This window comes from Anaerostipes sp. 992a (assembly GCF_001940245.1).
GTDB lineage: Bacteria > Bacillota > Clostridia > Lachnospirales > Lachnospiraceae > Fimousia.
Genome location: NZ_MJIG01000003.1, coordinates 447810 through 463634 on the forward strand (window position 1 = coordinate 447810; position 15825 = coordinate 463634).

Sequence of the window (15825 nt, forward strand, 5' to 3'; positions counted from 1 at the left end):
TCGACAGATTCATTAAGCCTTTCTGAAGGTTTTCTTAAACCTATTGCTGAATAAATTTCCATCTGTTACCATAAATCCACAGAAAAAACCATCGGTTTTGAATGAAAAAAGAGGGGAATACTATTTATTAACAGATGAGGAGTTGCAGATATGAAATTGATCAGTATTATCGTTCCATGCTTTAACGAAGAAGAAGTTCTTCCATTGTATTACCAAGAGATGAATCGTGTTATGGAAAAAATGAAGGATACTCAATTTGAATTGTTCTTTGTGGATGATGGTTCCAGGGATGGAACATTGTCTATCTTAAAGAGACTTCATGAAAAGGATCAGAGGTGCAGATATATATCCTTTTCCAGAAATTTTGGAAAGGAAGCGGCTATTTATGCTGGACTCAGTCATGCAAAAGGAGATTATGTAGGACTGATGGATGCGGATCTTCAGGATCCACCAGAGATGCTTCTTGAGATGTATGATATTTTAGAGGATGGAGAGTATGATTGTGTAGGGACCAGGAGGATAGACCGTCAGGGAGAGCCAGTGATCCGCTCTTTTTTCTCTGACTGTTTTTACAGGGTCATGAATAAAATCTCCGATGTGAACATTGTAAGAGGTGCCAGGGATTACCGCCTGATGACGAGGAGGATGACCGATGCGGTGCTTAAAATCAGCGAACGCAACCGCTTTTCTAAAGGTATCTTTGAGTGGGTGGGATTTGAGACAAAGTGGTTGGAATATCATAATACTGAGCGTGCGGCAGGTGAGACCAAATGGTCTTTTTATAAACTGCTCCTGTATTCGATTCAGGGAATCACCTGTTTTTCCGTATCGCCGTTGTATCTGGCATCTGGGATAGGGGCATTTTTCTGTATTGCGGCATTTTTGTTCATCATACTGATCGTGGTCCGGACGTTTCTCTGGGGTGATCCAACGCAGGGATGGCCATCTCTTGTTTGTATCATCCTGATGATCAGCGGAATTCAGCTTCTGTGTCTGGGGATCATTGGCCAGTACCTGTCCAGAACCTATTTGGAGACAAAAGACAGACCTCTTTATCTGGTCAAGGAAGAGAGCACGGATAAGGAGAAGAGATGATATGGATCGAAATAAGAATGTAAGGATCTGCCTGGGCTTGCTGCTGGTGTGCATTGCAACAGCAGCTTTTTATCTGATGCTTCAGGGAAGATATCTTTTCGCTTCTGATATTGACTGGCTGATGCAGCACAGTGTTTTTCCGGATTATTTTCGAAAGCTCTTTTATGAGACGGGAGAATGGTATCCGGATTTTGCCCCGTCTATTGGAGGAGGGCAGAACATCTACAATTTTGCCTATTACGGCCTGTTAAACCCATGTATTCTGTTATCTTATGCATTTCCATGGATTCCTATGTATGCATGGATGATGGGGGTGGGAGCAGTTTCCTTTCTTAGTTCGGTGCTACTCTTTTATCGCTGGATCTCTCGGAAGAAACTGGAACCAAAGGTCTGTATTTCTGTCACTTTGTTATTTATGCTGGCATCCCCGCTTCTGTATCACTCCTATGTGCAGGTGATGTTCGTGAATTATATGCCATTTTTATGTCTGGCATTGATGGGAACAGATCGGTATTTTGAAAAACGCAAAGCAGGGCTTTTGATAGTTGGCGCCTGGATGATGATTATGACAAGCTTTTATTTCAGCATTGGTGGATTTCTTTGTCTTTGTCTGTATGCCCTTTATTCATATCTTGACCGGACAGAAAGGGTGCAGGTCTGGTCCATGCTGCTAGAGGCAGTCCGATATGTGGCAGTGCTGCTGACAAGCGTGCTTTTATCTGGCTTCTTTCTGGCACCTACGGCCATGGCCCTGGTATCTGGTCGGGGAGGGAAGGCGCAGAGTGTGGAAAATCTGTTGGAACTCTTGCTGCCGTTTGGGGATCCGGTTCGGCTTTTATATAATAATTATGGGACGGGAGTGACGATGCTGGCCCTTTTTGCCCTTGTCGCAGGAATCGCACAGAAGAAAGTGTCCCGGAGGGTGTTGCACATAAGCCTTTTGGTGGTGCTGATGATACCCTTTGTTAGCTATGCACTAAACGGCTTTTTATATAACCGTGAGAAGGTACTGATTCCATTTCTTCCATTGCTTTGTTTTGCAATGGCATTATGGCTGCAATCCTTAAAAGAGAGGAAGACGATACCAGGAGAGACTTATATCGTCAGTGTACTTTTGCTCATCTATGTGCTGACTGCAAGCCGGATGAAAGAAATGTGTATTCTTGGTGTGGCAGATCTGTTGCTTGTACTGGGAAGCATCTGCGTTTATTTTAAAAGGAAAAGAGCAAATATCCTGATCGTTACCGTACCAGCTATCGTCTTATCCCTGTGCGTTGGAGCGGTTGGGAATCAGATGATGGCTTCAGCGATGGATGAGAAGGAACTGAGCCTTGAGGAAGACCAAGAGGTCGCACAGCTTATGACGCAGATAAAAGAGAAGGACCGTGCAGATTACCGGATGGAGTATTATGATACGGTTACTGCCAATACTCGTAATCTGAACCGGATCTTTGTGGCACAACAGAAGATGACCTCTGTCTATTCTTCCACTTATAATGCTTCTTATGATGAATTTCGCGAAAAAATTTTTCATGTGGAAAAGGCCAACCGAAATACGCTTATGGAAGGGCTGACGGAAAATCCCATCTTTCGTAATGTAATGGGAGTTAGATATCTGGTCTCTAAAAAGCCGGTACCGGGGTACAAAAAGGTCTTAAGTGGAAAGAACATGGATGTATATCAGAATCCGAATGCTTTTGACATGGCATATGGCACTTCTGATACGGTTTCCGATCAGGCATATCAAGAACTTTCCTTCCCATATAATCAACTGGTATTTCAAAATTATGCGATGGCTTCGGATGGAAGAAGAGATGGGCATGTGGTGAGAGAAGAACTTTCCCGAAAGGTAATAGAGGTGAAGGATCAAAGCGCCTTTGAGGGAAAGCTGGAAGGAACAAAAAAGATTCAGATTCCAAAGACAGATGAAGATGCTATTCTTTTCGTCAGATTTCATGTAAAGAATCATACAAGGGGACAGGATATGTCTATTCGAATCGGGGATTCTCAAAATAAACTGTCAGCTTCTCATTACATCTATTATAACGAAAATGAAACGTTTACTTATGCAGTTCCGATAGAAGAGGGACAGAAAGAAGAGTTGGTGACATTTTCAAAAGGACATTATGAGGTTACAGATATAGAAATGTATCTGGCTCCATTACAGGCGAAGAAAAAGGAAAATCAGTATACTTTTATCCAGGATACGAAAGAGAAAAGAACCAGCCATGTGCTGGATGGTAAGATCGTTATGGGGGAAAATGGGTATCTGATTACTTCGATCCCTTATGATGAGCAGTTCCAGATTGTAGTAGATGGGAAAGAGACGAAACTGGAAAAGGAAAATCAGGGATTTGTAGGCTGCAGGCTCTCAAAGGGAAGCCATCATGTTTGGGTAATCTACAAAGCATCTGGAAAAAAGGCTGGATGTCTGTTGTCTGCATTAGGTTTGCTCATACTGCTGTGCTGCAAAATCCGATCTTGCTTTGGCAAATCTGGGAAATGCAATCCAAGGAATAGGAAAAAATCTTTCTGAGACAGCATATAGAAAAAGCAGGTGGATGAATAACTGCATAAAATGACAGTGAGTGACGTAAAAAATGAAAAATCTTCATTTATAACTTGCAAAATACTACTTGCATCTTGCACTATGCTTTATCTGGTGGTAAACTAAGTCCATGTGAAAGATATGTACATAATATAAAATGTACTGGTGGAGACAGATGAGTAGTGCTATAAAAGCCGAAAAGGATCTGTCAATATACCAAAGGAAAGGAAGAATTAAAGATGAGTAAAAACATCGATTGGTCAAATCTGGGATTTGGCTATATGGAAACTGAAAAAAGATTTGTATCAAATTTCAAAAATGGTGCCTGGGATGAAGGTACTTTAACAGGAGATTCTACCGTTACGATCAGCGAATGTGCAGGTGTATTACAGTATGCACAGACTGTCTTTGAAGGTTTGAAGGCTTATACAACAGAAGATGGAAAAGTCGTATGCTTCCGCCCTGATTTGAATGCTTCTCGTCTGGCTGATTCTTGTCGCAGATTAGAGATGCCGGTATACCCTGAAGATAAATTTATTGAAGCTGTTGTGAAAACTGTAGAAGCGAATATCGATTATGTACCACCATATGGTTCTGGTGCTACTTTATATATCCGTCCATATATGTTCGGAAGCAATCCAGTTATCGGTGTAAAACCAGCAGATGAATATCAGTTTAGAGTATTTGTTACACCAGTAGGTCCTTATTTTAAAGGTGGTGTAAAACCAATCACGATTCGTGTTTGTGATTTTGACCGTGCCGCACCTCATGGAACAGGACATATCAAAGCCGGATTAAACTATGCTATGAGCTTACATGCAATCGTAGATGCTCATAATCAGGGCTATGATGAGAATATGTACTTAGATGCAGCTACTAGAACAAAGGTAGAAGAAACTGGTGGAGCAAACTTCATCTTCATTACAAAAGATGGTAAGTTGGTAACACCAAAGTCCGACAGTATCTTGCCTTCTATTACTCGTCGTTCTTTAATGGTAGTAGCTGAAAAATATCTTGGAATGGAAGTAGAACATAGAGAAGTATACTTTGATGAAGTAAAAGATTTTGCAGAATGTGGTCTTTGTGGTACTGCAGCAGTTATCTCTCCGGTTGGAAAGATTGTAGACCATGGTAAAGAAATTTGCTTCCCTAGCGGAATGGAAGAGATGGGACCAACTATTAAGAAATTACGCGATACCTTAACAGGAATCCAGATGGGACATATCGAAGCTCCAGAAGGCTGGATTAAGGTAATCAGAGAATAATCGAATAAAAAGACAGAAATAAGATATCTATTTCATATTACTTTTATTGATATGGAATAGATATTTTTTTGTTTTCTAATATAACATTACTCTGGGATTTGTGATAAAATTTGTATGGAGAAAGAAAAGAAAGGAATGGATGTATGAAACGAAATGTAAGCCTTGAAGAGATTTCAGACGGCAGATTATATAGAAGCAATGATATGGTGAAGGCGGATTGTCATGACTGTAAGGGTTGTTCGAAGTGTTGCCGGGGAATGGGAAGCTCTATTGTTCTGGATCCATATGATATTTATCGACTAAATGGAGGACTGAAGCTGTCATTTCAGCAGCTTCTGGAGGAGTATCTAGAGCTGAATGTAGTAGATCATCTGACACTGCCAAACATTCGAATGGTAAAGGAGACAGGCCACTGTGGTTTTTTAAATCAGGAAGGAAGATGTAGTATTCATTCATGGCGGCCGGGCATTTGTCGGCTGTTCCCACTGGGACGATATTATGAAGGGAAGGATTTCCGATATTTTCTTCAGGTTCATGAATGTCCTCATGAACCAAAATCAAAGGTAAAGATCAAAAAATGGATCGACACTCCAAGATTAAAGGAATACGAAACATTTATAAGAGAATGGCATTCTTTTCTAAAAAGCATGGAAGAGTATATCCTGTCGATTTCTGATGAAGAAGAAATTCGGAATACCAGTCTATATGTACTCATGAGTTTTTATATGAAGCCATATGATACAAATGCGGATTTCTATCCTCAGTTTTATTTCAGGCTGAATCAGGCGAAGCAGTTATTGGAAGGGTAAAAGGTGAACGGTATGAGATTATATATTAAGCAAAAAGTCATTACCTGGCGAGATAAATTTTCCATTTATGATGAGAAGAAAAAGGAAGTATATAAGGTTAAGGGAGAGTGGATCTCTCTTGGCAATAAGCTTCACATTTACGATAAAAATGGTAAAGAAGTGGGATTGATCAGGGAAAAACTTTTGAAAATATTAGAAAAATATGAAATAGAACTGGAAAATGGGGAAAACTATGAGTTAAAAGAGAAAATTACGCTGATTTCTTCCAAATATAAATTAGAACCAGTAGATTGGGTCATAGATGGCGGGATTTTGGAGCATAATTATAGTATCAAGGATGGAAGAAAGACGATTGCTGATATTCATGAAAAATGGGTTTCCTGGGGTGATACGTATTGTATTGATATAAAAGAAAAAGTGGATCCAGTACTCATTGTGGCAATTGTGATAGCGGTGGATTGTATCGAAGCTGAAAGAAAAAAGAAGAAAGAAGAGGAAGGAAAAGATTCCAAATAAAAGGAGGATAACAGTATGAATTATGATGTGATCATTATAGGTGCTGGTCCGGCAGGAATTTTTACTGCATTGGAACTGATAAAAAAACAGTCTGGAAAGAAGATTTTAATGATCGAGAAGGGAAAGCCGGTAGACCGAAGACATTGTCCAAAAGCGGAAGTGGGATATTGTGTTCAGTGTAAGCCAAACTGTGCCATTACCACAGGCTTTTCCGGAGCAGGTGCATTTTCAGATGGTAAGCTCAGTTTATCTAGAGAAGTCGGCGGAGATTTTCCCTCTCTAGTAGGAGAAGATTTTGCGCAGGAACTGATTGATTATACGGATAAAATTTATCTGGAATTTGGAGCCGATACGAAAGTAGAAGGAATCTATGAAGGTGATGAGATCAAGCTGATTCGAAAGCGTGCGATCAAAGCAGGTTTAAAGCTTGTGGATTGTCCGATTCGTCATCTTGGAACGGAGAAAGCACAGCAATTGTATCTGAATATTCAGGATTATTTGCTGGATCATGGCGTAGAGATATTGTTTGAATCAGAATGTGAGAATATTCTTTTGGAAAATGGAAGATGCTGTGGCGTTTACGTCAAAGAAAGATCAACACAAAGGACGATTACAGGTGAGCATATAGTGATCGCAACTGGAAGAAGAGGCGCAGATTGGTTGGAGAAAGTATGTGCGGAGAATGGGATTGCTCATCAGCCCGGAACGGTAGATATTGGAGTCAGGGTAGAATGTCGCAATGAGATTATGGAATTGATCAATAAGGTTCTTTATGAAGGGAAGCTGATTGGATATCCAAAACCATGGAAGAATAAGGTTCGTACATTTTGCCAGAATCCGGGGGGTTTTGTGGCTCAGGAGAACTATGACAATTATCTGGCAGTGGTGAATGGACATAGCTATAAGGATTTAAAGAGCAGCAATACCAATCTGGCCATCTTAGTCAGCCATAATTTTACCGAACCGTTTAATCAGCCGATCGCTTATGCACAAAAAGTTGGGGAACTGACGAATATGCTGGGAGCGGGTCATATCTTGGTGCAGAGATATGGTGATATTCTGGATGGAAAGCGGACATGGGCGAAGGAATTATCCCAATCGAATATCCAGCCCACCTTAAAAGATGCAGTAGCCGGTGATATTACGGCAGCAATGCCGTATCGGGCCATGACAAATATCATCGAATTTATTAAAATGCTGGATGAGGTGGTTCCTGGATTTGCCAGTGATGAGACCTTATTATATAGCCCCGAATTAAAGTTTTATTCGAACAAGGTGAAAATGGACCAGAATTTAAATACCAATATCAAAGGACTTCATTGTCTGGGAGATTCTTCCGGGTGGACCAGAGGGCTTATGATGGCATCTGCCATGGGAGTTCTCATGGGGCGCAAATTACTGGAGGAAGAAAAGTAAAGGATTTTCTTGGCAGTAATTCACAAAGAAGAACCGGTGTATGATTAGTAAAAGTGCTGAAATTAAAAAAGTTTTTGTTTTCCCTCCTTTTTCAGTGATAAAATAGTAGAAAAGGAGGGAAAGCTTTGTATAAGATCAATGAATATGTCATTTATGGTATGCAGGGTGCCTGTAGGATTCAGGACATAACGGAAGTAGACTTTGGAGAAAAAGGAAAGCTTTATTACAAATTAGTGCCGGAAAATGACAAAGGAAGTGAAATTTACGTCAGTGTTGAAAATGGTGAGAAAAAGATGCGTAAGCCGCTTTCAAAGGATGAAGCTGTACAGATGATAAGTGAAATTCCAAAGGTAAAGGGAAGATGGATTTCTGACGACCGGGAGAGGGAAAGAACCTATAAAGAAGCCATTTTCAATGGAAATTATGGGGAGATGATGGAGCTGCTGGCTGGATTGTTTGAGAAGAGAAAGGCCCGGATCAAGCAGGGGAAAAGGCAGACAGAACTGGATGATCGAATCTTTCGCAATACAAAGAGAGTATTTTTAGGAGAATTAGCCATCGCATTGGATACAGATGCAGAGCAGTTGGAAAAAGAAATCGGAAGGGCAGTAGCCGGCTGATCGAGTTTTTTGATCCGAAATTTTTTATGTAATAAAAAGAAATCCAGAAGATCTGCATGGATATGGGAGAACCAATATTCATGCAGGTTTTCTGGGTTTTGTTATGCCAGCGGAGCTTTTGGATCATCTTATTCCACAGATTTCAATTAATTCTTTGGAACTAATACGATATCTTCGCCGGCTTTTCTTCTCTGATATAATTCTGCAGTCGCTGTCATAACAACGTCAGAAGATGAGTTTAATGCAGTTTCAACGGAATCTTGGATAACCCCGATGATAAAACCTACACCTACGGTCTGCATTGCAATGTCGTTAGGAATTCCAAATAAAGAACATGCCAGTGGAATCAACAATAAGGAACCGCCGGCAACACCGGAAGCACCGCAGGCAGAAACAGTTGCAAGCACACTTAGGATCACTGCTGTAGGAAAATCCACAGAAATGCCCAGTGTATGTGCAGTTGCTAATGTCATAACCGTAATGGTGATCGCAGCTCCATCCATATTGATCGTTGCGCCCAATGGAATGGATACAGAATAATTATCTTTATTCAATCCCAAACGTTCACATAAAGCCATATTCATAGGAATATTAGCAGCAGAGCTTCTGGTAAAGAATGCGGTAATTCCACTTTCTTTTAAACATTTGAATACCAGAGGGTATGGGTTCTTGCGTAAGCAGAAGAAGGATACCACAGGGTTGGTAACAAATACAGTAAATAACATACAGCCAACCAGCAATGCCAGCAGTTTTCCGTATGTAGTAAAAATAGCAAGACCATTGGTAGAGACAGTATTAAATACTAAGCCCATGATTCCGAATGGTGCACAGGAGATAATCCAATGAACGGCCTGTGTTACAGCATTAGAAACATCCTGCAGGAATTTTTTACTGTTTTCGGAGGCATGTTTCATGGCAGCTCCAAAGATAATGGCCCATGTTAGAATACCGATATAATTCGCTTCACCAAGAGAACTGATTGGATTGGATACGATATTCATTAAAAGGTTTTTTAATACTTCGCCAATTCCACTCGGTGGTGTGACTTCTGTAGCAGCCTGGGTAAGAACCAGAGTCTGTGGGAACAGAAAGCTTCCAATAACAGCAACACAAGCACCGATCAATGTGGTTGTCATATAAAGAACAACGATGGTTTTCATGTTTTTAGCGGCATTTCCTTTTGAATTTGCAAGAGAGCTCATAACTAATACAAATACCAAAATAGGTGCAACAGCACGAAGTGCACCTACGAACATATCTCCGAACAGTGCAATGGCAGTTGCTTTTGGACAGGTAATTCCCAAAATGGCACCAATCACTAATCCGATGACGATTCTAGTAATCAGCCCTAAGCTGTTCCATTTCAATAATAATTTTTTCATCTCTTTTCCTTCCTTTGTAATAAAATAGAATATCGTTTTATTATAAATCCTGAAAGGATTGTCGTCAATTAGAATCAGCAAAAAATTCATAGGTTTCTTTAAACTTTAAATGATCAGGTATGGCATCATTTTCTTAATTCGTAGGAAGCTTGGAATAGCCATATCCATTAACCAGTGCTTCCACTGGTATATTTTTCTGACAATATGGGCAGTCGTGACGAGAATATGTATGATAATCAGGAATGTCCGATTTTGTAAATATGGAATAGATCGGCAACCCCTGATAATGGTCAATGGTACTGAAGATGGATGAGATCCCCTGCAGATGTCCTCCATAAAAGCTGATACATTCCATACTCTGCTTAATGGTGATACCGGTTGTAACAGAAGACATAAGAAGAATCACGTTTTTCTCTTTCAGCATGGGTTCCAGATTCTTTCGGAAAAAGAGCTGACCGAATTGATCTACTTCTGGTGTGATAATATAGATCGTATGATGCAGGTTGCGAGTATAGAATCCACTATCTGTTAATCTTTCAGCAAGAAAAGCCCCCAGTACTTCCGTGCCATCCAAACATACAATGGTATCAATGACGATATCGTGGTTATAATCGTGAACCAGACAGGCCGCGGCTGTCTTAGCTTCACTTTGACGAACCTTGATTGTGGTAATATCCATATAATAATTTATATGGGAGTTACGAGTGGCAAAATGTCCAGGAATCACCTTGAGTGTCAAATTGCATTTTTTGGATCGGATCGGAATTTTTCTTTCCTCCATATAGATACCTCCTCTTTAATCAAGCTACCCTAAATGTTTCTATATACTATTATATAGTATGTAAAAAAATGAATCAATTTATATATTTTGTAAAAGTAAAGAAATTTAGCATTTTCAGAAAAAGGAAAAGATGAATTCAAAGTTTTTCAACAAAGTTTGAATAGAAGGTGTAGGAAGAAGAAGTATAATATCAAATTAGTGGTAATAATGGAGAAATATGGAGGAAGTTGCGAACGATACCATCTGTTTGGGGAAATAAGAAAATTGTATAATTAGCAAGTAATCAGAATAAAACAAAAGGAGGACATAGAATGAGCAAGATTCATGTAGGAATTGCTGATGATAATACAAGGATGATAGAAATCATGGACCAGCTGTTTGAAAAAGATCAGGATATTCAAATTGTAGGTCATGCGACAGATGGAGTGGCGGCTGTGGAAATGATCAAAAATCAGAAGCCGGATGTGGTTATTCTGGATATTATTATGCCGAAGCTGGATGGGCTTGGGGTCATGGAACGGATTAACAATGATAAGGATATTACAAAACCACCGGCATTTATTATTTTGACTGCCATGGGACAGGAAAATGTAACGGAAGAGGCATTTGAGCTGGGTGCTTCCTACTATATTTTAAAACCGTTTGACAGTTATTCTGTGATAAGAAAAGTAAAGCAGGCAAAAGAGAAAAAAGAAAAGGGTGGAAGAAATTATATTTCTGCGAAAGAAAAGGAGGAGGTTACCCTGCATGATCTGGAGGTGATCATAACCAATATGATTCATGAAATTGGTGTGCCTGCTCATATTAAAGGATATCAGTATCTTAGAGACTCTATTCTGATGGCAGTGGAGGATATGGATATCTTAAATTCTATTACAAAACAGCTTTATCCATCCATAGCACAAAAATATCATACTACACCAAGCCGTGTGGAGAGAGCGATTCGCCATGCCATAGAAGTTGCATGGGGAAGAGGAAAGATGGATACGATCAATGAGCTGTTTGGGTATACCGTTCATGCAGAGAAAGGAAAACCGACAAATTCAGAATTTGTTGCATTAATTGCAGACAAAATTCGATTGGAATATGGAAGCCATATAAAGAACTGTTAGAAAAGGTTGTTTGACACGAAAATATGGCTGGTGTTAACTTATTAAAATGGATAGTCTTGAAAGGGAGGACGAAAGATGAATAAGGAACTCAAGGTGATTATTGCAGATAGCAATGCGAGAGATTTAGATGGATTGGCTAATATGCTTTCAAAGGAGATGGATGTCATTGGACTTGCAGATGATGGGAAGTCTGCATATGAAATGATTATTGAGAATAAACCGGATATAGTGGTTTTAGATGTGATTCTGCCAGTCATCGATGGGTTTGGGGTAATTGAAAAAGTAATACAGAAAAGTGAACAGATGCCACAGTTTATTGTAACTTCTTCTATTGGAACACAGAGTTTGATTGAATGTGCCAATAATCTGGGTGTTGCTTATTATATGATGAAGCCGTACGATTATGGAATTGTATGTGAACGAATCAAACAGATTGTAGGGCCAAAAGACAGCAATATCTATCATAATCGGATTCGGATGGTGGATGATACACAGACATACACCAGGGAGTATAGTGAATATGATATGAAACAGGATGTAACCAATATTATTCATGAACTGGGCATTCCAGCACACATTAAGGGGTATCAATACATAAGAGAAGGGATTATCATGGCAATACAGGATGTAAATATGATGAATTATATTACCAAATTATTATATCCGACAATTGCAAAAAAATATAAAACTACTTCAAGCAGCGTAGAACGGGCAATTCGTCATGCGATTGAGGTGGCATGGAGCAGAGGGAGAATTGAAATACTGGAAGAAATGTTTGGGTATTCTGTACAGGGTGACCGCGGAAAACCAACAAATTCAGAATTTATAGCATTGATCGCAGATAAGCTGCGTTTACAGTATCGAATGCATGCATAAACAATTTGTTTTATCATGCGTACAATGATATAATAGAGATACATATGACGTAGGAGGAAAAGGTATGAAGAAAATATTATTTGTAGCATCAGAAAGTGTTCCTTTTATTAAGACAGGAGGATTGGCAGATGTAGTCGGAACATTACCGAAGAGTTTTAATAAAGCTGAATATGACGTAAGAGTCGTTCTGCCTAACTATATGTGTATTGATGCAAAGTATCGAGATGCTATGAAGGATGTAGCCAGCTTTCAGATGGATCTGTCATGGAGATATCAGTATGTTGGCGTAAAGGAATTGGAAGTGGATGGTGTTATCTTCTACTTTATTGACAATCTCTTCTATTTTACAGGAGATAAGCCATACGGTGATATGCAGATGGATATTGAAAAGTTCTGCTATTTTTCAAAAGCAGCTCTTGCAATTTTACCAGTGATCGGATTTCAACCGGATATTATCCACTGCCATGACTGGCAGGCAGGTCTGGTTCCAGTATTCTTAAAGACTTTGTTCGCTGGACAGGATTTTTATAAGGATATGAAGACGATCATGACCATTCATAATTTACGATTTCAGGGCATGACAGGAATGGACCGACTTATGGATATGACAGGACTTCATTCTGATTTGTTCACAGAGGACAAGATGGGCTCTTTAGGATGTGGTAATATGCTGAAAGGCGGAATTACTTATGCGGATAAGGTGACTACTGTAAGTGAGACATACGCACAGGAGATCCAGACAGATTATTTTGGGGAGAAGCTGGATGCGTTGCTTCGATACCGTAAGGAAGATCTGGTCGGAATTGTCAATGGTATTGACTATGATGCTTATAATCCGGCTACAGATCAACAGATTGCCTGCAGCTATGATCCTAATACATTTTTGGATGGCAAGAAGAAGAATAAAGTGGCACTTCAGCAGGAAACTGGTTTGCCAGAGAATCCGGATAAATTTGTGATCGGAATTATTTCCAGATTAACAGACCAAAAAGGCCTGGATCTGATTGATCGGGTAATGGACGAAATCTGCCACGAGGATATTCAATTTGTTATTTTAGGTACTGGGGAATATCGTTATGAAGAGATGTTCCGTTATTATCAGCAGAAGTATCCTGGCAAAGTATCTGCGAATATCTTTTATTCCGATAAATTATCTAAGATGATGTATGCCGGATGCGATGCGATTTTAATGCCGTCACTTTTTGAACCATGTGGGCTTTGCCAGCTGATGGCACTTCGATATGGAACAGTTCCGATTGTAAGAGAGACAGGAGGACTGAAGGATACGGTGGAAGCATACGATGAGGTGAGAAAACGAGGCAATGGATTTAGTTTTGCTAATTACAATGCACATGAGATGCTTTTTACCATTCAGTATGCGATCCGCACATACAATCAGCATAGAGAGGATTGGAATGGGATTGTAAAACGGGGAATGTTAAAGGATTATTCCTGGATGCATTCTGCAAAGACCTACGAAAAATTGTACGATATTATGCTATAACTTAGCGGGAAGTATCTTCCAAAAAAAGACCAGACTATGGATGCTCTTTTTACAAAGTGATTCATAGCCTGGTTTCTTTATTATTCCGCTTTTTTTATGCCCGTAATGTCTGGATCGATCATGAGAGAATAATTTGTGTGATAGATGACAAACCCAGGTTTTCCACCAGGGGTCTTCCGTAAGTGTTTTTTCTGAATATAATCAATTTCTACTTTCGGGTTGTCCTTTCCTTTCGAATAGTAAGCAGCAAGACGGCCTGCTTCCTCGAAGGTCTGATCTGGAAGTTCTTCGCCATTTGGCACCTTTACGATGACATGGGAGCCGGCCATTTGTTTTGCATGAAACCACCAGTCATTTCCGGAAGCGAATTTGAAGCTTAAATATTCATTTTGATAGTTATTCTTTCCCACATACATATCATACCCATCGCTGGATACGTAATGGAGTGGCTTAGATTTGGATTTTTTCGATTTTTGGTTTCCGCGTTTCCGCTTGATATAGCCGTATTCGGTCAATTCTTCTTTCAGTTCTACCAGATCCTCTTCTTCTAAAGCAATGTCTAAGGCATTGCTGATGGATTCTAGGTGCTCTACTTCCTGTCTGGTTTCCAGTGTGAGTTTGGAAAGAGCTTCATAAGTCCTCTTTAGCTTGTTGTACTTTGCAAAATACTTTTTAGCATTTTCCAGAGGTGTTTTTGCAGGATCAAGAGGAATGGTAATATCTTCGCTAGTATAATAGTTAAAACAGGTCAGACTTTTCGCATCTGGCTCTGCATCATACCCGTAAGTATTTAGAAGTTCACCATAAATACGATAGTTTTCTCTTTTTTCGGTGTCCTTTAGCTGCTTCATCTGTAGATCGTATTTTTTGCTGGAGCGTTCCAGGGCGGTTCCTACGATTTTACGAAGATCGGCAGATTTTTGCTTGATCCTGGTGACTTTTTCCTTCATGGAATAATAGTTCTGTAACACTTCAGAAATGGAAGAAAAATCTTTTCTCTCACAATCCGGAAAAGAGGTCAGTGCAATGGAAGAAAATTCTACAGGTGCATTTTTATGAAATACAATGTTGGGATGATAAAGTCCCTGATGAATCTGTTCATTGAATTTGACAAATTCACCGTAGAGTTTTGCGGCCTGTTCCTCTGTTAAGGATGAGGTGGAATCACCGCCATCTAACCCCGCCCGAAAGCAAAGCTCATTGGCGATCAGTGGGCTGATTCCAGTCACAGAGGTGTAGATTCCCTTGCAAATAGTAGAAGGTTTCTTGCAAATCGTATTTAAAAAATAATCCAGATTCATTTCCTGCGGTGGAATCTTACCCTGAGAAGGAGGATATTCATAATGTCTTCCAGGAAGAACCTCTCTTACGGAGCTGATCTGAGCAGAAATATGCTTGATGCTGTCGATGATCATGCCGTTCTCATTGGTAAATATAATATTGCTATGCTTCCCCATGATTTCTACAATCAGCTGCTTACGGCATAAATCTCCCAATTCATTTAGATGTTCGATCGTAAATATTAAAATACGTTCAAAGCCAGGCTGATGAATCTTGACAATTCGGCCATTGTTGATATGTTTTCTAAGAAGCATACAAAAGTTTGGAGCCTGTACAGGGTTATTCTTCGCTTCTGTAGTCAGATAGACCAGCGGAAGGCTGGCACTGGCAGACAGAAGCAGACGATAGGTAGAACGATTGTTTTTTATGATAAAAGTAAGTTCGTCATTTTCTGGCTGGTAGATTTTATAAATGCGGCCGCCAATCAGATGGTGGCAACAATCGTGGACCAGATTCGAAATGACTAATCCGTCTAATGCCATAGGGCACCTCCTTATCTACTTAAAATACAGTTGTTAGTATATCATTAACTGATTTGAAATGATAGTTTTATTTGTGTT

13 protein-coding genes are annotated in these 15825 nt (G+C 39.8%); 10 read left to right on the forward strand and 3 right to left on the reverse strand.

The genetic code is table 11. The annotated features are described in order from the left end of the window. The first annotated feature begins 150 nt into the window (after window positions 1-150). The 7 genes from BHF69_RS03830 to BHF69_RS03860 all read left to right on the forward strand — a co-directional run bounded on the left by BHF69_RS03830 (window position 151) and on the right by BHF69_RS03860 (window position 8269). Window positions 151-1095 carry a glycosyltransferase family 2 protein gene (locus BHF69_RS03830; RefSeq protein ID WP_075669740.1) on the forward strand — a complete coding sequence of 315 codons (945 nt, stop codon included), beginning with the start codon at window positions 151-153 and terminating at the stop codon, window positions 1093-1095. Between the two features lies 1 nt (window position 1096). After that, entirely contained in the window at window positions 1097-3631 is a 2535-nt protein-coding gene (locus BHF69_RS03835) for a YfhO family protein (RefSeq protein ID WP_075669741.1), read from the forward strand. Window positions 3632-3846: 215 nt separating this feature from the next. Beyond that, complete coding sequence (locus tag BHF69_RS03840) at window positions 3847-4908, forward strand: branched-chain amino acid aminotransferase (protein ID WP_278276971.1); 1062 nt, start codon at window positions 3847-3849, stop codon at window positions 4906-4908. Between the two features lie 143 nt (window positions 4909-5051). Further along, the gene (locus BHF69_RS03845; protein ID WP_075669743.1) at window positions 5052-5717 is read left to right on the forward strand and encodes a YkgJ family cysteine cluster protein; all 666 of its coding nucleotides are present in this window, start codon (window positions 5052-5054) and stop codon (window positions 5715-5717) included. 12 nt (window positions 5718-5729) lie between these two features. Beyond that, the gene (locus BHF69_RS03850) at window positions 5730-6233 is read left to right on the forward strand and encodes an LURP-one-related/scramblase family protein (RefSeq protein WP_075669744.1); all 504 of its coding nucleotides are present in this window, start codon (window positions 5730-5732) and stop codon (window positions 6231-6233) included. Window positions 6234-6248: 15 nt separating this feature from the next. Then, window positions 6249-7649 carry an NAD(P)/FAD-dependent oxidoreductase gene (locus BHF69_RS03855; protein WP_075669745.1) on the forward strand — a complete coding sequence of 467 codons (1401 nt, stop codon included), beginning with the start codon at window positions 6249-6251 and terminating at the stop codon, window positions 7647-7649. A gap of 125 nt (window positions 7650-7774) precedes the next feature. Beyond that, entirely contained in the window at window positions 7775-8269 is a 495-nt protein-coding gene (locus tag BHF69_RS03860) for a CarD family transcriptional regulator (RefSeq protein ID WP_075669746.1), read from the forward strand. 146 nt (window positions 8270-8415) lie between these two features. On the opposite strand, the gene sstT is transcribed toward BHF69_RS03860, so the two are convergent. Further along, window positions 8416-9651 carry a serine/threonine transporter SstT gene (gene sstT, locus BHF69_RS03865; protein WP_075669747.1) on the reverse strand — a complete coding sequence of 412 codons (1236 nt, stop codon included), beginning with the start codon at window positions 9649-9651 and terminating at the stop codon, window positions 8416-8418. A gap of 133 nt (window positions 9652-9784) precedes the next feature. Beyond that, a complete protein-coding gene (locus BHF69_RS03870; protein WP_075669748.1) occupies window positions 9785-10432 on the reverse strand; it encodes an orotate phosphoribosyltransferase in 648 nt (215 codons plus the stop codon). Window positions 10433-10743: 311 nt separating this feature from the next. Here BHF69_RS03870 and spo0A (BHF69_RS03875) point away from each other — a divergent pair, with 311 nt between their 5' ends. From spo0A (BHF69_RS03875) to glgA, 3 genes are all read left to right on the forward strand, one after another. Continuing rightward, a complete protein-coding gene (gene spo0A / locus BHF69_RS03875) occupies window positions 10744-11544 on the forward strand; it encodes a sporulation transcription factor Spo0A (protein ID WP_075669749.1) in 801 nt (266 codons plus the stop codon). Window positions 11545-11619: 75 nt separating this feature from the next. Beyond that, the gene (spo0A, locus tag BHF69_RS03880) at window positions 11620-12420 is read left to right on the forward strand and encodes a sporulation transcription factor Spo0A (RefSeq protein ID WP_075669750.1); all 801 of its coding nucleotides are present in this window, start codon (window positions 11620-11622) and stop codon (window positions 12418-12420) included. A 64-nt stretch (window positions 12421-12484) separates the two neighbouring features. Then, a complete protein-coding gene (gene glgA, locus BHF69_RS03885) occupies window positions 12485-13924 on the forward strand; it encodes a glycogen synthase GlgA (protein WP_075669751.1) in 1440 nt (479 codons plus the stop codon). An 80-nt stretch (window positions 13925-14004) separates the two neighbouring features. On the opposite strand, the gene BHF69_RS03890 is transcribed toward glgA, so the two are convergent. Further along, window positions 14005-15747: an Rqc2 family fibronectin-binding protein gene (locus BHF69_RS03890; protein WP_075669752.1), complete on the reverse strand. Its 1743-nt coding sequence runs from the start codon at window positions 15745-15747 to the stop codon at window positions 14005-14007. Between the last annotated feature and the right edge of the window lie 78 nt (window positions 15748-15825).